The organism is Pararhizobium sp. LjRoot255, assembly GCF_964252905.1.
Taxonomy (GTDB): domain Bacteria; phylum Pseudomonadota; class Alphaproteobacteria; order Rhizobiales; family Rhizobiaceae; genus Pararhizobium.
The window spans coordinates 1100347-1119355 of record NZ_CAXUPQ020000002.1; the positions used below are offsets into that span (position 1 = coordinate 1100347).

At 59.1% G+C, this 19009-nt stretch carries 16 protein-coding genes and 2 pseudogenes; 13 read left to right on the forward strand and 5 right to left on the reverse strand.

All coding sequences use genetic code 11. The features are described 5' to 3' along the window. Positions 1–49: 49 nt before the first annotated feature. The 3 genes and pseudogenes from ACSQ2W_RS24240 to ACSQ2W_RS24250 all read left to right on the forward strand — a co-directional run bounded on the left by ACSQ2W_RS24240 (position 50) and on the right by ACSQ2W_RS24250 (position 3347). Complete coding sequence (locus tag ACSQ2W_RS24240; protein ID WP_436088674.1) at positions 50–361, forward strand: hypothetical protein; 312 nt, start codon at positions 50–52, stop codon at positions 359–361. 217 nt (positions 362–578) lie between these two features. Next, a pseudogene (hemN, locus tag ACSQ2W_RS24245) lies at positions 579–1924 on the forward strand (oxygen-independent coproporphyrinogen III oxidase). Between the two features lie 952 nt (positions 1925–2876). Next, positions 2877–3347, forward strand: a complete 471-nt coding sequence (locus tag ACSQ2W_RS24250) for a cupin domain-containing protein (protein WP_436088675.1) — start codon at positions 2877–2879, stop codon at positions 3345–3347. 370 nt (positions 3348–3717) lie between these two features. Here the strand turns inward: ACSQ2W_RS24250 and ACSQ2W_RS24255 are convergent, their stop codons facing one another. Continuing rightward, the gene (locus tag ACSQ2W_RS24255) at positions 3718–5019 is read right to left on the reverse strand and encodes a mechanosensitive ion channel family protein (protein WP_436088676.1); all 1302 of its coding nucleotides are present in this window, start codon (positions 5017–5019) and stop codon (positions 3718–3720) included. A gap of 399 nt (positions 5020–5418) precedes the next feature. Between ACSQ2W_RS24255 and ACSQ2W_RS24260 the strand changes: the two genes are divergently transcribed. From ACSQ2W_RS24260 to ACSQ2W_RS24270, 3 genes are all read left to right on the forward strand, one after another. Beyond that, on the forward strand, positions 5419–5745 hold the full coding sequence (locus ACSQ2W_RS24260) for a GYD domain-containing protein (protein ID WP_436088677.1): 327 nt from the start codon (positions 5419–5421) through the stop codon (positions 5743–5745). A 237-nt stretch (positions 5746–5982) separates the two neighbouring features. Beyond that, positions 5983–6366, forward strand: coding sequence for a VOC family protein (locus ACSQ2W_RS24265; RefSeq protein WP_436088678.1), 384 nt, complete (start codon positions 5983–5985; stop codon positions 6364–6366). Positions 6367–6377: 11 nt separating this feature from the next. Beyond that, positions 6378–6578, forward strand: a complete 201-nt coding sequence (locus ACSQ2W_RS24270; protein WP_436088679.1) for a DUF4334 domain-containing protein — start codon at positions 6378–6380, stop codon at positions 6576–6578. Between the two features lie 151 nt (positions 6579–6729). Here ACSQ2W_RS24270 and ACSQ2W_RS24275 read toward each other — a convergent pair whose 3' ends face one another. The 3 genes from ACSQ2W_RS24275 to ACSQ2W_RS24285 form a co-directional block, all read right to left on the reverse strand. After that, positions 6730–7035 carry a DUF982 domain-containing protein gene (locus tag ACSQ2W_RS24275; RefSeq protein WP_436088680.1) on the reverse strand — a complete coding sequence of 102 codons (306 nt, stop codon included), beginning with the start codon at positions 7033–7035 and terminating at the stop codon, positions 6730–6732. A gap of 287 nt (positions 7036–7322) precedes the next feature. Continuing rightward, a complete protein-coding gene (locus tag ACSQ2W_RS24280) occupies positions 7323–9713 on the reverse strand; it encodes a phosphoketolase family protein (RefSeq protein WP_436088681.1) in 2391 nt (796 codons plus the stop codon). Between the two features lie 65 nt (positions 9714–9778). Beyond that, a complete protein-coding gene (locus ACSQ2W_RS24285) occupies positions 9779–10966 on the reverse strand; it encodes an acetate/propionate family kinase (protein ID WP_436088682.1) in 1188 nt (395 codons plus the stop codon). A 722-nt stretch (positions 10967–11688) separates the two neighbouring features. Between ACSQ2W_RS24285 and ACSQ2W_RS24290 the strand changes: the two genes are divergently transcribed. Next, positions 11689–12072, forward strand: coding sequence for a hypothetical protein (locus tag ACSQ2W_RS24290; protein ID WP_436088683.1), 384 nt, complete (start codon positions 11689–11691; stop codon positions 12070–12072). Positions 12073–12481: 409 nt separating this feature from the next. Continuing rightward, a complete protein-coding gene (locus ACSQ2W_RS24295) occupies positions 12482–12946 on the forward strand; it encodes a YbhB/YbcL family Raf kinase inhibitor-like protein (protein ID WP_436088684.1) in 465 nt (154 codons plus the stop codon). A 207-nt stretch (positions 12947–13153) separates the two neighbouring features. On the opposite strand, the gene ACSQ2W_RS24300 is transcribed toward ACSQ2W_RS24295, so the two are convergent. After that, the gene (locus ACSQ2W_RS24300; protein WP_436088685.1) at positions 13154–13402 is read right to left on the reverse strand and encodes a cytochrome c peroxidase; all 249 of its coding nucleotides are present in this window, start codon (positions 13400–13402) and stop codon (positions 13154–13156) included. A 111-nt stretch (positions 13403–13513) separates the two neighbouring features. Between ACSQ2W_RS24300 and ACSQ2W_RS24305 the strand changes: the two genes are divergently transcribed. The 5 genes and pseudogenes from ACSQ2W_RS24305 to ACSQ2W_RS24325 all read left to right on the forward strand — a co-directional run bounded on the left by ACSQ2W_RS24305 (position 13514) and on the right by ACSQ2W_RS24325 (position 19007). Further along, a complete protein-coding gene (locus tag ACSQ2W_RS24305; protein ID WP_436088686.1) occupies positions 13514–14194 on the forward strand; it encodes a LuxR C-terminal-related transcriptional regulator in 681 nt (226 codons plus the stop codon). Positions 14195–14312: 118 nt separating this feature from the next. After that, a complete protein-coding gene (locus ACSQ2W_RS24310; protein WP_436088687.1) occupies positions 14313–14597 on the forward strand; it encodes a CheR family methyltransferase in 285 nt (94 codons plus the stop codon). After that, positions 14597–15250 carry a chemotaxis protein CheW gene (locus ACSQ2W_RS24315; RefSeq protein ID WP_436088688.1) on the forward strand — a complete coding sequence of 218 codons (654 nt, stop codon included), beginning with the start codon at positions 14597–14599 and terminating at the stop codon, positions 15248–15250. Before ACSQ2W_RS24310 ends, ACSQ2W_RS24315 begins: the two co-directional genes overlap by 1 nt. Continuing rightward, a pseudogene (locus ACSQ2W_RS24320) lies at positions 15247–16897 on the forward strand (methyl-accepting chemotaxis protein). The gene ACSQ2W_RS24315 and the pseudogene ACSQ2W_RS24320 overlap by 4 nt, the downstream one beginning before the upstream one ends. Beyond that, positions 16875–19007, forward strand: coding sequence for a hybrid sensor histidine kinase/response regulator (locus tag ACSQ2W_RS24325; protein ID WP_436088689.1), 2133 nt, complete (start codon positions 16875–16877; stop codon positions 19005–19007). The pseudogene ACSQ2W_RS24320 and the gene ACSQ2W_RS24325 overlap by 23 nt, the downstream one beginning before the upstream one ends. Positions 19008–19009: the final 2 nt, after the last annotated feature.

The following is a 19009-nucleotide window of genomic DNA, read 5'->3' on the forward strand; positions in this document are numbered from 1 at the left end:
GGGGGTGAAATGATCGCCGTCTGTCCTTGTTGAAAGCAAGGAGAACAAGATGACGATCAATCGATATCGATATTGTTATGAGCGCGCCTTCTCGCTGTTTGGCGATCATACACGATGCTTCATTGAAAAGCTGGCTGAGCAGGAGCATGCGGCCAGCACGATCAAGCTCTATCTCAGTTGCATAAACGGCGCGCGCGATCGAGCTTGTCACCGCCATCGGATGGATTCAATCACGCGAAACCTATGCCAACTTTATGATGAAGCGCTTCGTGAGCTTCCTCGCGGACCGCGGAGTGAGAACGGAGCGTCCAGCTCTTTCGCCGAAAGAAGTTGCACGCTCGGAATTGCGGGCGGCCTATGAGGATTATCTTCGACGCCAGCGCGGTTTGAGCGAGCGCACGATCGTCGACAGTTGGCGGTTCTCACACGCCAAGTGCACCATGGCGCCGGCTAGCCCGTGCAATTTGCTGCCGAGCAAACAATCGTCGCAAATGCGGGCAATTTCATTGACCTTGCTCAAAGACCGGCAGGCGGCCGTCTTTTAGATTTGCTGTACGATGAACAGCAAAGAAAGCCCGATGTCCCAGGCAATCATGGAAAAATACGGCGAGGCGCGTCTGCCCCGCTACACCAGCTATCCGACCGCGCCGCACTTTGCCGCGCTGCCCGACAAGACGATCTATACCGACTGGATCGCATCCATTCCCTCCGGCGAACGCACGTCGCTCTATCTTCATATCCCGTTTTGCCGCTCGATGTGCTGGTACTGCGGTGCCATACGACAATCACTGAACGGGATCGGCCGATCCTGGATTATCTCGATGTTCTGCATCGTGAGATCGAGCTGGTCGCACAGGTACGCAACCAGAGCCTATCGGTCGGAGAAATCCATTTCGGTGGCGGTACGCCGACGATTATTCAGCCCGGCGAATTCGTTGCGCTGATGGACGCGATCCGAAACAAGCTCGGATGCGCGCCGGATATCAACACGGCGGTTGAAATAGACCCTCGAACCTTGACAGGCGAGATGGTAGCCGCTCTTGGCCAGGCGGGCGTCACGCGCGCAAGCCGTGCAAAGCTTCGACCCGGTCGTCCAGAAAGCGATCAACCGCATTCAGAGCGTCGAGGTCATCGCCGCGGCCGTAACGCATTTGAGAAGGCGGGCGTCACGCGTCTGAATTTCGACCTGATTTATGGCCTGCCGCATCAAACGGCCGAATCCTGCGGCGCAACGGTCGAGGCGGCGGTCGCCATGCGTCCGGACCGGTTTGCCGTGTTCGGTTATGCCCATATCCCGGCCTTCAAGAAACATCAGCGGATGATCGACGAAGCCGCGCTGCCGGATGCGCATGCGCGGGCCGAGCAGGCCGACGCGATCGCAAGGGCCCTCGTTGCCGTCGGATACGACAGGATAGGGCTGAACCACTTCGCCTTGCCCGAAGACGAACTCTCCGTGGTGCAGATGAGCGGTCGGCTCCACCGCAATTTTCAGGGCCACACCACGGATGACTGCACGACGCTCATCGGCCTTGGTGCCTCGGCGATCGGAAAATTCGCTCAAGGTTATGCCCAGAACGAAGTGCCCCCAGGCCTTTACGCCAATCGCGTCGCTGCCGGCGAGCTTGCCATCACCAAGGGCTATCATCTGACACCGGAGGACCGGTTCCGGGCAGAGCTGATCGAGCGGGTCATGTGCGATTTCACTGTCGATGTCGCAGCAATCGCCGGAAGGAATGGCTTCGATCCTCAGCTTATCCTCGAGGATAACCGAAAACTCGACGAACTGCGCCGCGACGGCCTCATTCATATGGCGGGGGGCGCAATTCGCGTGCACAAGCAGCACCGCTTCATCGTCCGTTCCGTCGCTGCGGCATTCGACGCCTATCTCGGTAAGGAAGGACGAACCTTCAGCAAAGCCGCCTGAGGCAATTTCGCGCTCAGGCCACGCAGCTGAAAGGCTGGGCATCCGCCAGTGCCCGGCCTTTTACCTAACGGCAATCCCCTCTATGCCGTCAGACCACGATAACCCCGGTCCCCGGTTAGTATAATTCCGTATTTGCAAGGTAGCCTCCGCAGCCGGAGCCATCAGCTAAAGCCAGAGATACCAAAGGAAAGGGCGCGTCTGCCGCCGGCCATCGAAGCGCCTATCCGGATTGATGAGCTGGTTATAGCCGGTGTCCAACCACCGTGCGCCTTATGGACGAACCGGCCGACGAGCGGGCACCTTTCCTACCCGGCAGGCGTAGCAGTGATGTGCACGACATCAAACGCCGTTCGCTCGCGAACCGTCAAGATGATGATGTCCGCTGACATTGCGAACATATCTCATATTGCTAATATTAAGTGCCGATCCAAGACGCAACCTCCTTCGATCGGCTGGAGGCTTTGTCGGTCCCCGAGGCCAAGCCTCCAAAAGTCGCCGCCATCATTAGTGGAAAAAGCGACAAGAGGCCCGGGCTGTCACCGCAGCGCGGGCCTCGCCCTCATCGCGCATAACTCGTCGCGAACCGGCTCCAAGCGCACGCTGGGCAAGCCTGCTTCCGGCTGACTTCCAGCCAGGCGCCGATCGCGTCCCGGTTGGCACCAGCTTGTCGCAGTCCGAGTTCAATCCGGAATCGCGCGTTGTAGCTGGTGTTCCGCCACAATTGAGCGGGTTCCCGGCGGTTCACGACTACGTCTTTCGACGGGAGCGTTCTTGATCATGCTCTGGACTGTCGCGTTGGTGACGCTGGAATCGGTTTCCACGGCGATCTCGGTGCTCGAATGACCGAGGAGTGCTTGCTCAGACGTGGTCTACGGCCTTATTCTGGGCGTTTCGCGAGCCTGCCCCAGCGCGCAGCCGAGGTGGAAGGCCCGGCGATATAGGGAGGGTTATCATGAAGATCGCATCGATAATTGCAATCGGCTGGATCGGATTCTGCGGAATCGCCTCCTTTGCCTCGGCAGAGGATGCGCACACAATGATCGCGCCCAACGATATCAAGTGGGCCCCGGCCCCCAAAATGCTTCCTGCCGGAGCAGAAGCGGCAGTCTTGTTCGGCGATCCCACCAAGGAAGGTTTGTTTGCCCTTCGGCTCAAAGTGCCGTCTGGGTATGCGATCGCACCGCACACGCATCCGGCAAATGAGGTGGTCACGGTCATATCAGGGACGACTAATCTTGGGATGGGCGAAACCGCTGATCGGAGCGCTACCAAGGCACTGCCTGCAGGCAGTTTCTTCGCGTTACCGCCCGGCACTGCGCATTTCGTTTACTTCGATGAGGAGACTGTCGTCCAAGTCACCACCAATGGCCCATGGGGCTTCAAATATGTCAATCCGGCGGACGATCCTCAAAAGTCGCAATAGGTAGCCGCGGGCTTGAAGGCCAACTGCCCCGCTGCCCAGGCGGCGGGGCGTGCCAACAGTCAGGCGGCCAAGAAAAACGGTGTCACCAGGAGCCTGCGGACAGGTGTTCGGCGGCCCGCTCTGCTTCAGTCGGGCAACCCCGGCAAGACGTAGACCAGGCCGCCGCTCGCCAAGCAATGTCTCGCGGATGCCTTATCGGGAATCGAAGGTTCTTTGTCGGCGGTTCCAGTCCGTTTACAAGCAACAAGCGAAGGGACGCTGGTCGGCGTCAACCTGTCATCATGTCGTAATGGCTGCGTTGAAAGTCACACTCGGTATACTCTCAACTCGGGATACGCCGACCAGACTGGGAAGTATAAGAAGGAGCTGGCTAGTCCGTCTTCACGGTGCCCCGCCCCGGCGGTCGTTGAATCTCCACGGGCGTCTTCATGATGATTTCTCGATGCGGGAAGGGGATGGATATCCCCGCCTCCTTGAACGCATCCCATAATGCCATCAGAACTTGGCCGCGCACATTCGTCAGACCGTTTGCCGGATCGGAGATCCAGAAGCGAAGGCGGAAATCCAGCGAGGAGGCACCATAGGCCGTCATCCAGCAGACCGGGGCCTTGTATTCGTTAGCGACGCGGGGAACGGCCGATGCAGTTTCGATCGCGATCCGAACCACGTCATGCGGATTGCTATCGTATGACGTGCCGAAATCGACATCGATACGGACATAGTCGCTGGAAAAGGACCAGTTCACCACCTGCTGCGAGATGAAGTCCTCGTTGGGGATAAGGTATTCTTTCCCGTCGCGGGTAATGACCGACACGAAACGTGCACGGAGATCGCGAATGGATCCGAATGTGTCGCCAAGCGTGATCGTGTCGCCCGGCTTGATCGACTTGTCGAGCAGGATGATGATCCCGGAAATGAAATTGGACACTACCTTCTGCAGTCCGAAGCCAATTCCAACACCGACAGCACCCGAAAAGATTGTTAGCGCCGTGAGATCGATACCCGTCGCGGACAATGCGATCGCGCCGGCGATTATGATCAGAACGATCTTGATGACCTTGCTGATCAGTACTTTGAACGATGGCGAAAGGTCGCCCGAGCGTTGGACCCAATGGGAAAGCACATTGCCGATCAGCACTGCGACCCAGATAAGGGCGATTGTTAGGACAACCGCCTTTAGGACGATCAGCAGCGAGAAACGCATCGCCCCCAGATTGACAGCGGCACCATCCAGCGTCGACAGGACAGGACCGTCAAGCCCGGTGGCGTATAGGGCGAGGTACCCCCAGCTTACGATGGCGACCCCGCGCGACAAGGTCGGGTTGCGGATGATCTTGGTAAGCACGGAAATTACAAACCAGGCGGCCGCCAGGGTCAGCGCCGTCGAGACCAGCCAACGCTGCGAGGGCCAGGTACCCTGTGTGAGAATGACGTTCGCAAGCCACAGCCAAAGGATCAGAAAAAGCCATTTCAGGCGACGCATGAAGGCGATGATGACGCGCAGCAGATCTGGGTTGCCCTTGATGCGCCGGGCCCTGGTTTCCATCGCCGGCTCGGTTCTGGATGCGACGAAGGAGGCGAACATGTACCCGACCGCGATAATCCCGAGCTGGTAGAACGTCCATTCGCTCAACACGAATGTACTGAACCAGATTTCAAGCGGTCGAATCATCTGCGCGAAATCCACGGCAGTGCCTCTTGATGTAGATCTGATATTAACCCTCTGAATTCAAGAATGTTCACTTCATTCTCGGTTGCAACGACCATTTGCCGCGATTGCGGAGGCCGGAAGGAACGTATCCACTGTGAAAGGCGCTCCACGATGCCACTCGCGTGCCAACACGGGCCACGGGAAGGCGTTTGATAGCCGGGTATTGTCCGTTTGCGATCAAGGGGCGGAAAATCGCTGGACAATCGGTCGCAGCGGCCCGGCACCTCGAACAAATCGAAACCGTCGTCTGGACGTAACCTGCGCGACTCGCGGAAATGAACATGCGGGTGCAGTCAATGATTGTCGTTCCTGCATCCACTGCGAAATGTCCCGTTTGGCATGAAGCGGAGGAGGCAAGCCATGGCCATGTATCTCACGCGCTTCAGCTACACGCCCGAGACTTGGGCGCGCATGATCGAAAACCCCGAGGATCGCCGAGACGCGGCGCGTACTTACATTGAATCTGTAGGCGGAAAGCTCCATGGGTTCTGGTACGCCTTTGGCGAGCATGATGGTTGGAATTTGTGGGAGGCGCCTGACAACGTTTCAATGGCGGCTGTCTCGCTTGCTATTGGCGCAGGAGGCGCGCTCAGCTCGTGTGAGACCACTGTCCTCCTCACCGTCGAGGAGACAATGGAAGCCCTGGGAAAGGCAAAGTCGATTCGCTATCGTCCACCGGCAGCATAGGCGCGGCCACCTTCTTCATCGATACTCGTTCAATCGGCATAGTGTCTGCGCGGAGAAATAGCCATCTTCCCGCTGGTTGTGGTCACTGAAGCAGAGCACGGCAGGGCAGAGGTCGCCGGAAGCAACCGAACGCATAGTTCGAGGCAGAGGGCGAGACGACGAGGTATCAAAACATCACGTGTCCACGCCACTGCCGGGCCGAAGGTGGCTCGGCGGTTCTAAGGTCAGGAGGCAGGAATGTCAGACACTATCGTCAATGTGCGCTACATGGTCGATGACGTCGAGGCTGCCGTCGAATGGTACGCCAGACACTTGGGCTTTTCGCTTCTCTCCAGTCACGCACCCGCTTTTGCCGACATCAAGCGCGGATCGTTGCGGCTATTGCTCAGTGGGCCGACCAGCTCGGCGGGACGACCGATGCCCGACGGTGAGCGACCGCGGCCTGGTGGCTGGAATCGCATTCACCTCATCGTCGATGATTTGCCTGCAGAGGTCGTTCGTTTACGCACTGCCGGAGTACAATTCCGTAACGATATCGTCATGGGGCCGGGCGGATCGCAAATCCTGTTGATCGATCCTTCCGGGAATTTCGTTGAGCTGTTCCAGCCCGCTCGCAACTGACTTCTGATTTAATGGTAAAGTCGTGTAGGCTGCCCCTCTGCAGAGCTGAAAGAACTGAGCTACAATGCGCCAAGAGTGCAGCGATGACCTATGATCGGCAGCCCATCAGCGATTATTTCCACCAGGCCGATCATCCAACGATACTGGTCTCATGCGAGAGCCGGCCTGTGAGGTCGTGCGACCCGCCAATCGCTCTTTTGCTGGCGCCATGATAGCCACAGTGATGGGCGCGGCGTGGAATTTTAATGGGATGCGTTCAAGTGGCATTCGGGTTGAAAAAGAACCCGGCGCCGGGCCGGGTTCAGGTATCGCCACAGGAGCTATGAGTTGGGGCAGCCAAGTTGCCCGTGCAGCCTTCGACAATCAGACTTCAGCCGAGGGTCCGCGTTGGCTTAACCGACCGTAAGGAAGCGGCGCGGCCATTACCGCCGGCATGTCAGCCTCCTGGCATGCGGCAATAAATGCCTCACGCGCCACCGCCGGTGGTGTCATCCGGTCCAATGCCCGCCTGCAGGAGGAGATGGCGCGACCATAGCGTTCTCCTTGCTTGAGGGGCCATTCGTTTTGCAGGAAATCGAGGGCTTCGTAGACGCTGCCGAAGGTGCGTTCCAAACCGGAGCGCAAGGTAACTTTCAACGGATGGGTCCACAGGACATCGCGCACAGCCATCTCTTCCTCCTTTTGACTATAACTTCGCGGATAGGGGTAATGTGGGAATTGAATTCCACCTCCTCTGATGCGTTCATATAACTCCCCAACGGGCGAACTGGTGTCTTGTTCCGATGTGACTGGGCGTGTGCGGTAGCGGACAGAGCGCCTCACAGAAATGTAGTAGCGCAGCCACATATCGCGGACCGGTAGGTGGTCGTTGGAAACCGCCCGAACGGTGGGCGCCGGAACTTGCCCCGCTTCCGGCCGTCTGCCTCGCGGGCAGGGTCATTTGGACAAGAAAGCTCTTAGCGATCCCAAATCCAGTCGCGGATTTCCGGCATGTCCTCGCCATATTGGCGGACGTACCGGTGATGTTCGGCTAGCTTCGCCTCGAGTGCGTCAATGGCGCCGGTCGCCTTTTCCTTAAGCCCCGGCACCCGTTTGATCACCTCGAGGGCAAGGTGATAGCGATCGAGCTGGTTCAATACCGCCATGTCGAAGGGAGTCGTCGTCGTCCCCTCTTCTATGAAGCCGCGAACGTGGATGTTGCCGTGGTTGGCGCGCTTGTAGGTCAATCGGTGGATCAAATAGGGATAGCCGTGATAGGCAAAGATTACCGGCCGATCCTTGGTGAACAGCCGATCAAAGGCCTCGTCGGCGAGGCCGTGCGGGTGCTGTTCCGCCGATTGCAACGCCAAGAGATCGACAACATTAACCACCCGGATCGTCAGGTCGGGTAACGCCTGCCGCAGCAGGGTCACGGCTGCCAATGTCTCCATCGTAGGCACGTCGCCGGCGCAGGCCATCACCGCATCCGGCTCGACCGCCTCAACTTCGTTGCCAGCCCAGTCCCATCTGCCGATGCCAGCTTCGCAATGCCGGATCGCCTCGTCCATCGGCAGCCATTGCGGTTCCGGCTGCTTGCCGGCAACAATGACATTGACGCGGTCCCAGGTCCTCAGGCAATGGTCGCCAACCCATAGCAACGTATTGGCATCCGGCGGCAGATAGATGCGCACGGTATCGGCGCGCTTGTTGGCGACCAGGTCGATAAAGCCGGGGTCTTGGTGGCTGAAGCCGTTATGATCCTGCCGCCACACATGCGAGGTGAGGAGATAGTTGAGCGAGGAGACCGGTTTGCGCCAGGGAAGTTCGCGGGACACCTTCAGCCACTTGGCATGCTGGTTGAACATCGAATCCACGATGTGGATGAACGCTTCGTAGCAGGAGAAGAAACCGTGCCGACCGGTCAGGAGATAACCTTCCAGCCAGCCCTGGCAAAGGTGTTCGCTCAAGACCTCCATAACCCGGCCCTCCCGCGAAAGATGCACGTCGTAAGGCTCGATCTCCTGCATCCAAATGCGATCGGTGACTTCGAACACACTGCCCAGACGGTTGGAGTCCGTTTCATCCGGGCCGAAGATGCGGAAATTGGCGTTCTCTGCGTTGAGCTTCAGGATATCGCGAAGATAGCGTCCGAGAACCTCGGTTGTCTGGACGATTGTCTCGCCGCGGTTGTTCACCGTCACCGCGTAATCGCGAATATCCGGCACCGCGAGTTCTCTGCGTAAGAGACCGCCATTGGCATGCGGATTGGCGCCCATTCGGCGCTGACCCTTCGGCGCAAGCGCCCGAAGCTCCGGTTTCAGCGTACCTTTGGCGTCGAACAGATCGTCCGGATCATAGCTGCGCATCCAATCCTCGAGGATCTTGCGATGATCGGCATCGTCCCGGCAATTGGCGACCGGCACCTGATGCGCTCGCCAGAAGCCTTCCACCTTCTTGCCATCTACTTCCTTCGGACCTGTCCAGCCCTTTGGGCTGCGGAGTACGATTATCGGCCAACGTGGGCAGTCGTCGAACGGGCTTCCTTCGCGAGCCTGGCGCTGTATCTCGCGAATCCGATCGAATACCTTGTCGCAGGTTGCGGCCATTTGCCGATGCATGTTTTCCGGCTCTTGTCCTTCTACGAAGAAAGGCTCGTAGCCATGACCCCGGAAAAGATCCGAGAGATCCTCGTCACTGGTGCGCGCAAGCAGTGTCGGACTGGCGATCTTATAGCCGTTGAGATGCAGGATCGGCAGTACGGCGCCGTCGCGAGCGGGGTTGATAAACTTGTTCGAATGCCAACTTGCGGCGAGCGGTCCGGTCTCGGCCTCGCCATCGCCGACGACGCAGGCGACAACCAAATCAGGATTGTCGAAGGCCGCGCCACAGGCATGGACCAGCGCATAGCCGAGTTCGCCGCCCTCATGGATGGAGCCGGGTGTCTCGGGCGCCGCATGGCTCGGAATGCCGCCTGGGAAGGAGAACTGGCGGAAGAGTTTTTGCATGCCGGCGGCGTCCTGGGTGATCTCCGGATAGATCTCACTGTAACTGCCTTCGAGATAAGTGCTCGCCACCATGCCCGGCCCGCCATGGCCGGGACCACAGACATAGATCATACTGAGATCGCGGTTGCGGATGACCCGGTTGAGATGCGTATAGATGAAATTGAGGCCCGGCGTCGTGCCCCAGTGGCCAAGCAGGCGTGGCTTGATGTGCTTCGCTTCCAACGGTTCGCGCAGCAGCGGGTTGTCGAGCAGGTAGATCTGCCCGACGGACAGATAGTTCGAAGCGCGCCAGTAGCGGTCAATGAGCGTGAGTTCCGCATCATCGATTTCCGGCGTTCCTGTGGGAAGGGTGGCTGGCTGCATCTGTTTGCTCCCTTGAGTAAGTCAACACATTTATCGCGCAACACGGGCTGCTGCCATGACATGGATCATTTTGCCGAATTGCGAGCGACGGACAGCGCTTCTTCCGCGATTGTCTGCTCTTCATCGGTAGGAACGACGAAAACCGCAACTCGGCTTGTCGACGAGCTGATTTTCCACGCGTGGTTTTCGTTCTCGATGGGATCCACCTCGACGCCGAGCCATAGCAGCCGCTCGCAGACGAGTGCCCGGATTTTCGGCTGGTTCTCGCCGATGCCTGCCGTGAAGACGAGTGCGTCCAAGCCTTCAAGCGTGGATGCCAGGCGCGCCACTTCGCCGGCAATGCGCAACGTAAAGAGGTCAATAGCCTCCTTGGCTTGTACCCCACCGTCCATGACGAGATTACGGATATCGCCGCTCAACCCGGAGACGCCCAGCAAGCCCGACTGGTAGTAGAGCATGTCCTCCACTTCCTTGACGGATTTGCCCAATGGGCCGAGGAAATGCAAAAGGACGCCCGGATCCAGCCAGCCCGGTCGCGTTGCCATCGGAATGCCGTCGAGCGTTGAAAAGCCCATGCTGGAATCGCGGCTGATCCCCTTGTCAATGGCGCAGAGACTAGCGCCGCTGCCGAGATGGGCCATGACAACCTTGCCATCCGCGACATCGGGCGCTTTGCGGGTGAGTTCGCCCGCCACATGCCGGTAGGACAGGCCGTGGAAACCGTACCGTTTGACCCCCTGGTCGTGATAGGCGCGGGGTATCGCCAGCCGCCGGACCAGATCGGCCTGGGTCGCATGGAAAGTGGTGTCGAACGAGGCGGTCTGGAACAGGTGCGGACGCAGGTGCTTGACGGCGTTGACCAGTCGCAAAGCCTGGGGCTGGTGGAGAGGCGCCAACTTCGTCAACGATGTGATTTCTGCGATCGCCTTCGCATCGAGCTCAACAGGGCCGGAAAACACATCGCCGCCATGGACGATCCTGTGGCCCGCCGTGGTGACAGCGTCGAGATCGAAATGCACGCCAAGTCCCCTCAATACCTCGTCTGTCAGATCCAACAGATTGTCCCCGGCATCGGCTTTCAAGGGCAGGTCGAATTGTGCCGGGCCTTCCTTGAGGTGCAATGTCCGTGCTTGAAACGCGAAGTCGACGACGGCTTTGCCGATCCGCCCCGGCTTTCCACCGCCCACCTTGTAGATACCGATCTTCACGGTGGATGAGCCCGCATTGAAAGTGAGGAGAAGGGTTTCTTTCATGTGCTAACCTTTGGTTCGCGCCGCAGTGATCGATCTGGCAAGTTGCGGCTATCAGCAGGTTGCGTTCGATTTCCGTGGTCTGAGCGCAGGATAATCCTGCCTTTGCGCTGCTTGCCGCGTCCGGCGACGTCCGGTTTTGGTGCGTTCCCTGTCGCCGATGTCGTAGGTGATGCCTTGCTTTCCAGCTCTTTTCCGTAGTCTTGGCGGGGCAAGCGTGGCGCCGAGCCATACGCGCCAAGCCGTGTCCGTTCGTGTCTCTGAAGACAAGACGGGGGCAGGGCGCTCCCGGATCGCGGCGCTAATCCATCGCCCTGTTAGCGACGGTTGAGCTTCGACGAAAATGGGCCTGTTAAGCCCAAGCTCCAAGCATCAAGAGAACCGCCCCTGCAACCAGCAAAAACAGACCGGGCCAATTCCTCACCAAGCCCAGAAAGCTGAGGCCCTGTTGCCGCGGCTCCAACGTAGGTTCGGTATCGGCTCCATAAGATCGATGAGGATCGCTCAGTCGACGACGGCCCAGCGCTTCCCAAAAAAGATATAGCACACCGCAGATTATTAGAATTGCGCCAACCAGAATTGCCAACATGGCTGTCTCCTCTTTCGTGCTGCAGTTCGACCCATCTATTATCTAGCGCAGAGGTTCCAGATGACGATTTTCTTATGACGTGTCTGATGCGGCGTGTCGTTCAAGGTTCTTTGCAGGTTCACAAATGGAGCCCGGATTGATCCGTCTCGCTGCATCATACACCACCAACATCGCATCCATGGCCTACGACCTCGTCGGCGACACCTGCGAAAGCTGCAACGAAGCACCGGTCTTTCCCACCGTCGGCAAAATCCCGCGCGGTCACAGGATCGAGAATTGCGGCATCTGGGAAAAGAAAAGAACCCGGGGCGGCGTTGACGAATACATTCTTTCGGCCAACACCGATTTCGCGCATATTGTTCCGATAGCTGATCAGGCGCAAAATACCTTCGGGAATGGTTTGGCAACGGGAGGATGCGATGGTGGTCCAATTCCAGCCTTATACCGCCTACGACATTCGGGTTATGCGCGATGCCTTGGCCATTTGGTGTGCCAGCAGAAGTATCGCGAGCGACAGTGACGCGGGGAAGGATGTTGCGTTACACATCCTCCATATGATGGCAGCTGAAAGATACACGCAGGAGCAGTTGTTGGAACAACTCGAAACGCTGTGGCCGAAGTTGCGATAGCTGTGGCAGAGCAGGTTGTCGGGGCAGCACATGTCCTTTGATCGCCGTTTCCACCTCAACAGATTCGATTGTTACCTGCCTGGGACGGTTGGGATGGAGGAAACGGGACGGTCACATCCGCATGTTTGTCCGGCGCACGCGGACAGATTTGGTCCGCAACGCCATCAAATTCGGCATCGGCTGGAAAGTCGGGTAACTGCGTCCAGGCATGGGAACAATTCAGGCGCCCGTTTTGTTACAACACACACCACCACCAGCAGCAGAGAACGCCGACGTGCGAAGTTCAAACAGGAGGCTGAGATGTCGCTGACACTTGTAAGTTCCGCCTTTGCCGATGGCGGCAGGATACCAGCGAAGTATTCAAGAATGGGCGAGAACCTTTTTCCGCCCTTGGCTTGGAATGGCGCCCCGGAGGGTGTGCAGAGTTTTGCGTTGATCGTCGAAGACCCTGACGCGCCCAGCGGCACGTTCAGGCACTGCGGCGTTTTCAACATACCGGCCGAAGTAAACGAGCTACCAGAAAGCCCGGATACCGCACCCGGCGGCGGCCCTCGGTTTGCGGAAAACGATTTCGGCAACGCGCGTTACGACGGGCCTCAGCCGCCAAAGGGTCATGGCGTGCATCACTACCACTTCCGGCTGGCAGCGCTCGACGTTCCAAATCTCTCCGTGCCGTCGTCTGCCGGCATTGAGGCGATGTGGCGTGAGGCCAGGAAGCATACGCTCGCCCAGGCGGGCCTGACCGGAACGTTCGAGGTTCCATGAACCGACATCCCGGTTAACTCTCTCGGTTCCCGTTAACGAGAAACGTAGAGGCGCCGAAGAAATCGAAGCTCAAAAGGCGAGCGTAGGCCCGCGCTTTATGCCACGCGCGGATGGAGATGAGCCGCTATACGAGCCGCTCGGAGGCTTGCCGCGCGGCAACGGCGCCCCACGCGGCATTTACGATGGTCGGGGAACGTCGGCTGAGCCTCACCATACCGTGCCGACGCCCACGGCCAGACCGTCGCCCCACCCATGCCTGGGCTGTGACCAGTTTGCGCACGATTGCGTGGACGTGGCTGAAAGCCGCGGATCGAAATAGAGTTTTTTGCCGAGAGGCGCCTTCTCTGGTGTGGACGGATTGTCCGCCGGAACGGAATCAATGCCGGTCGTACGGTGCACAGTTGATTGATCGCCAATGCGGATAAATTCAAAATAGGAGATTTGACGGGAACCCATCCCCCGGGACGATCGTTAGTTGTAAATCATTCTGTAGCCTCTTTCGGAGGAACCGCCTTGAGGGTCAGGATCATCCAACGGCGGGTTCATAGTTGGCGGGGGAGAGTTTCGATGGATGGGTTGCGCGTCGCACTTATTGCCGATGATGACGAATTCTTCAGGATCGCGCTAAACGCCATTCTGAAGAGCAAACTCGGCTTCACCGAGGTGGTCGAGGCGGGGTCGCTTGACGAGGCAATCGAGCGGCTGTCCGACCGTGACGACGTTTCGCTGGCGCTATTCGACCTCGCCATGCCGGGCATGGAAAGCGCGGTGAGCCTAGGCGCCGTTCGCGACGTCCACCCGGATCTGAAGGTGGCGGTCGTTTCGGGTTCGTCGCGGCGGGCCGATATTCTAACCGCGCTGACAGCGGGAGTACACGGTTACGTACCGAAGGGACTTGGCGCGACCGAGCTTGCCGCTGCGATAAAAGCCATTCTCAACGGAGCCATCTATGTTCCACCGTCCGTCGCCGGCCGCACGCCCTACTCGGTGGAAACGGTGGCGACGCCGGTCGCAAAAGGGGGGGCGGACGGGGCTAATCGCGCCATAGAATTCCTTACGCCCCGGCAACGCGAGGTCCTCTTGCTCCTGATCGAAGGTTTTTCCAACAAGGAAATTGCCCGCAAGCTTCACCTTGGCGAAGGAACCGTGAAGATTCACATGGCGGCCCTTTTCCGCAGCCTACGGGTAAGGAACCGGCAAGAAGCCGCCGCGGCTGGAGCACGCCTGTTGCCCATAGCTGGAAGATAGCTCGCCGATAGTCCGCTCGGATAGTCCGTTTCCCAGTCGACTAGCCATCAGGACGAATAGCGTAGGTGCTTGGCAAGACATAGTTACAGGAGCAGCCAAATCGATGTGGGAAGGGAATATGTACCAAGCTTCTGTGAAACTTAGGCCAACGCGGCGGGCATTCGCTGCAAAATGCTGCCGGTCAGGCGGCTCTCCGATCCGGATCTGGAGCGCTGGATGTGCGACAGCGGAAGAGCCGTATTCACTTGCGATCTTTCTCGAAGAGGAACGTCTCGCCGAGAAGGCGAAAGTGGCCGAATATAGCGCGTGGCCTCTTATGCCCGCAGAAGTGGCGGGCCATCCTGCGGCGCGCTCTAGGCGGGAGGTCGCAGACCTCGCGCGGAGCCTGGCGGGATACTCTTGATGACCCAAGTTTCCAAACACTCCCGTTCCTCCATTGATTGGGCGGCTATCAGACAACGGATGGCGACCGCGATCGAACAGACCGGAGCACTACTGGATCCACTCCAAAGCGATGCCCATCCGACGAGCCAATCCGGAGCGACAACGCCTGCGGTCGCCCCGGTGGCTGCCGCCGATCCCGAGTCCTCGACCGGCTTCGTATTCTTCCCACTTTCTTTCCGCCGTTACGCGGTCGACATCCGCTATATCCGTGAGATTGTCACGAAGGCGAATGTCAGCCCTCTGCCGGGTATGCCCGCGCATGTCGTGGGCGTTCATGATCTGCGCGGGCAGTTGCTTCCGATCTTTGATCTGCGTGACCTTCTCGGTCTTCCCGCGCAGCCGGTGGCAACCGTCGATTGGGCGATCGTCTGCGGCGAAGCGCAACCCGAGTTCCTGGTCCTGACCGACGGAATTCCAGAAGTCGTGGAGCTCGCTCCTGACGCGATCTCCATGACGGAGGCGGACGGGAACGATGGCCTCTGGAGCCGCGGCAGCACGGCCGAGGGCGTGGCCGTCCTTGACGGTGCCGCTCTCCTTAGCGACCGCAGATTTATCCTCGAAGGCGAGCAAATGATCGACGAGGATGAGAATGGAAGGGGCTCACGGCCATGAACCCGCGGTGGACGAAGAGTCTCTATGGCACCTTGGGCGTGGCAACGCTGCTGTCTGCGGCCGTATCGGCCATGCTCGTCGGGTCAAGCTTTGTCTCCTTGAATAGGGTGAGATCCGATCTTGCCGCAACCTCCTCACTTAACAATGAGCACATCTTCTACCAGATGCTTTACCTGGCTGGGCGCTTGCCCCGACCGCAAGATCCGCAGTGGACAGCGGCTGCTGCCGAGCTTCGCGACCTCATGGTTCGCAACGAGCGGATGCTTGCCAGGCTGATCAACGGGGATGATGCGGTTGGCTTTTCGGGTGAGACCGATCCGGAGAGTCTGGCGCGGCTCCAACAGGTTCGGCAGCGCTGGTTGCGTGAAGTGAAACCGGCCCTTGAAAGTGCGATAGCCGAGGCGCCGCCGACTCGGACCGCGCTGGACCAACTCGATCGTCAGATCAGGACCTATGCGGATCAGATCAACGAAAGGATTGATATGATCGAGCAGGCAGGAGCGAAAAGAATCGAGCGCTCTCAACTGCTACAGCTCGGGCTCTCGGCCGTGGGCGTGATCATGCTGCTCGTCGTCCTATGGGTCATCCGCCGCTTCGTGCACCGCACGCGTGCTCTCGCCGGTGTAGCGGAGAAGGTTCGCGCCGGTGATCTGGCGCAGAAGGCGACCGACGAGGATGGCGACGAACTGGCGATCCTTGGTTCATCCTTCAATGCGATGACGACAAAGCTCGCCGGCATGATCGAGAACGAACGAGCCGATCGGAACAGGCTGGAGGAACTCTTCGCCACGATCTCAGAGACGGCACAACACCTCTCCTCTTCGGCAGCCGAGATCCTGGCCGGAACCACGCAACAGGTCGAAGGCATGCGTGAACAGTCCTCGGCTGTGGCCGAAACAGTAACGAGCGTCGATGACGTCCTGCAGACGTCGGAACAGGCGGCGCAACGCGCACAGCAGGTGGCGGCCTCGTACGATACCGCCGTCAAGGTTAGCGGCGACGGGCGCAAGGCACTCGACGACACGGTGCTGGTGATGAACACAGTCAGCGCGCGGACCGAAGCGATCGCTGGCGATATTCTGTCGCTAGTCGAAAACAGCCTGGAAATAGGCGAGATCGTCTCTGTGGTCGCGGAGATAGCCGACCAGACGAATCTACTGGCGCTCAATGCTGCGATCGAAGCCTCACGTGCCGGCGAGCATGGAAGGGGCTTTAACGTCGTCGCAACCGAGATCAGAACGCTTGCGGACCAGTCGAAATCCGCAACCACCAGAGTCCGTCGCATCCTCATGGAGATACAGAAAGCGACAAATGCGGCTGTCGTCGGGGCCGAAGAGGGAACCAAGAGTGTCGGTCGCGCTCTCGAAACAGTGAACGCAGCCGGGGAAACGATCAGGCAACTAGAAACAATCATTGCAGATTCGGCGCGCTCGGTCGCCCAGATTGCCGCCTCGGCGGGCCAGCAGAAGGCGGGCATGAAGCAGATACACGACGCGATGCATTATATCGAACAGACAAGCAGCCAGAACCTCTCGGCGATACGACAGGCGGAAGAGGCCGCAAAGGACCTCAACGAGCTCGGGTCGAGGCTGAAGGACATGCTCTCCGATCACGGCAAATGAACATGATGAAACCCGAAGAACTTGACCACCAACTGCTGGAACTGTTTACCCAGGAAGCAAGAGAACGCTCGTCCGACATAGAACGCACCTTGCTCGCATTAGAAGACGCTGACGGGGTGGACATAAAGCGCAAGCTGCAGACCCAGCTCCTGAGCATGGTCCACAGCCTAAAGGGGGCCGCGGGCTTGGTTCAGGTGCGGGCGGTGGAGTCGATCTGCCACTGGATAGAGGAGTTGCTCTCTGTTGCGGCAAGGGAGGAGCGTGTTCTCGACAGGCCGGAAGTGGACCTGTTTCTTGCAGCCGCGGATGCCATCGCCGACGCCGTTCGACTGCTGGAGAGCGGCGAGAAGCCTTCGTCAAAACACGCCGAAAACGTGCTCTTCCAGTTGGAGGCGGCGATCACAGGACAAACGGAACGCGACGGAGAAGGAACGGGATCACACCGTTCCCGCACCGAAATACAGGTCCCGGTGCGCGTGAGCGACACGGATGGCTCCATGCGGGTGTCCGCCGATCGGCTCGATGCGCTTCTGTACCGGAGCGGCGAGTTGCTCGCCTGGAATGCTGTCGTGCGACGCCATGCCGAAGAGGCGTCGCGCCTGAGGCAGCAAACTAGGAAACTGCGCGCCCGGGGATCGAATTCCGCCGCCGAGGCCGCGAGCATTGAAAACGGCTTACGCGCGCTTGCCGCTTCCCTCAATCACGATGGGAGACTGATGCATAGCGCCGCCACTGCGCTTGAGAACGAGGTGCGGCGTGCGCGCACCCAGCCTTTCGCCGAGGCCTGCAAGGGACTTGCCCGGATCGTCAGAGACATGGCGGCAAGCTCGGGAAAGTTGGCGGAACTGGAGGTAAGGGGTGGAGAGATAGAGATCGACCGTTCGATCCTTGCAGGCCTGCAGGATTCGCTTCGGCATCTCGTACGCAATGCCATTGCCCATGGCATTCAGGAGCCTGCAAAGCGGCGAATGGCAGGAAAGCCGGAAAAGGGAAGGATCGTCATTGCGGCTTCCATATCCGGCGATCGCGTACAGGTGCTGGTGGAGGACGATGGCCGCGGCCTGGACACGGCTTCCCTGCGCAGCGCCGTTGGTAAAGCGGATCTGCAACAGCCGGAAGACGAAAGACAACTTCTCCGGCAGATTTTCGAGCCCGGTGTGTCAACGTCGACTGCTGTCACCAAGCTGTCCGGCCGCGGCATAGGTCTGGACATTGTCAGAACCGCAGTCGAAGCAATGCGCGGTGTAGCTGACGTATCGCAGGTTTCGGGCGGAGGCGCCGCCATTACCCTCACACTACCCCTTACGCTTGCAACCGTCAGGGCCTTGGAGGTCATTGTCGGAGGGCATGTTTTTGCGATCGATACCGCTTCGGTCCAGAGCGTCATACGAGTTTCGGCGAAAGACATTACCACCTCGGCAGAAAAGCGCGTCGTGACGACCCGCGCGGGGCCGATACCCCTCATAGATCTGGCGCGCTGGCTTGGGCTTCGACCAGCAAGTCGTCGCACATCCATGGAATTCATGCCGGCGGTCATTGTTGGGGCTGCGGGCAGGGAAGCAGCCGTGCTGGTGGACGAAGTCGCTGGCGAGCAGGAGCTTCTCGTCCGTTCTCTGGGGCCGCGTCTCGCGAAGGTGCGACGTTATAACGGCGGTATTGTCCTGCCCGACGGACGCATCGCCCTCCTGCTTAATGCCGCGGCGCTGGCCGAGGCGGCCACGAAGAAGAACCCAGGAACAGATGCTCTGATACGACCCGTCGCACCTCGTGAAAACCGCAAGGTGCTGGTCGTCGACGACTCGATATATGTCCGCAGTCTCATTAGGCTGATCCTGGAGGGTGCGGGATACCAAGTGGCGATGATAGCCGATGGTGGGGAAGCCTGGGAGCACTTGCGGCAGTATGGGGCCGATATCGTTATCGCCGATGTGGATATGCCGTCGATGAATGGCTTTGCGCTGACGCAAACAATTCGCGAGTCCGGGGACTTCCAGGACATGCCTGTCATATTGGTCACCGGGCGCGAAACGCCGGAGGACAAGCTGCGTGGCCTGCATGCCGGCGCCAATGCCTATCTGACTAAGAACGAGTTTGACTCGTATCAGTTTCTGGAAACTGTTCGCCAGTTCGTGTGAGG

Coding starts and splice junctions, on each gene's coding strand:
- ACSQ2W_RS24250 (WP_436088675.1), top strand. CDS start 2,877: ATGAAGATCGCATCGATAATTGCAATCGGCTGGATCGGATTCTGCGGA.
- ACSQ2W_RS24240 (WP_436088674.1), top strand. CDS start 50: ATGACGATCAATCGATATCGATATTGTTATGAGCGCGCCTTCTCGCTG.
- ACSQ2W_RS24310 (WP_436088687.1), top strand. CDS start 14,313: ATGTACCAAGCTTCTGTGAAACTTAGGCCAACGCGGCGGGCATTCGCT.
- ACSQ2W_RS24300 (WP_436088685.1), bottom strand. CDS start 13,402: ATGGGTTCCCGTCAAATCTCCTATTTTGAATTTATCCGCATTGGCGAT.
- ACSQ2W_RS24315 (WP_436088688.1), top strand. CDS start 14,597: ATGACCCAAGTTTCCAAACACTCCCGTTCCTCCATTGATTGGGCGGCT.
- ACSQ2W_RS24285 (WP_436088682.1), bottom strand. CDS start 10,966: ATGAAAGAAACCCTTCTCCTCACTTTCAATGCGGGCTCATCCACCGTG.
- ACSQ2W_RS24295 (WP_436088684.1), top strand. CDS start 12,482: ATGTCGCTGACACTTGTAAGTTCCGCCTTTGCCGATGGCGGCAGGATA.
- ACSQ2W_RS24280 (WP_436088681.1), bottom strand. CDS start 9,713: ATGCAGCCAGCCACCCTTCCCACAGGAACGCCGGAAATCGATGATGCG.
- ACSQ2W_RS24325 (WP_436088689.1), top strand. CDS start 16,875: ATGATGAAACCCGAAGAACTTGACCACCAACTGCTGGAACTGTTTACC.
- ACSQ2W_RS24270 (WP_436088679.1), top strand. CDS start 6,378: ATGGTAAAGTCGTGTAGGCTGCCCCTCTGCAGAGCTGAAAGAACTGAG.
- ACSQ2W_RS24305 (WP_436088686.1), top strand. CDS start 13,514: ATGGATGGGTTGCGCGTCGCACTTATTGCCGATGATGACGAATTCTTC.
- ACSQ2W_RS24255 (WP_436088676.1), bottom strand. CDS start 5,019: ATGATTCGACCGCTTGAAATCTGGTTCAGTACATTCGTGTTGAGCGAA.
- ACSQ2W_RS24260 (WP_436088677.1), top strand. CDS start 5,419: ATGGCCATGTATCTCACGCGCTTCAGCTACACGCCCGAGACTTGGGCG.
- ACSQ2W_RS24275 (WP_436088680.1), bottom strand. CDS start 7,035: ATGGCTGTGCGCGATGTCCTGTGGACCCATCCGTTGAAAGTTACCTTG.
- ACSQ2W_RS24265 (WP_436088678.1), top strand. CDS start 5,983: ATGTCAGACACTATCGTCAATGTGCGCTACATGGTCGATGACGTCGAG.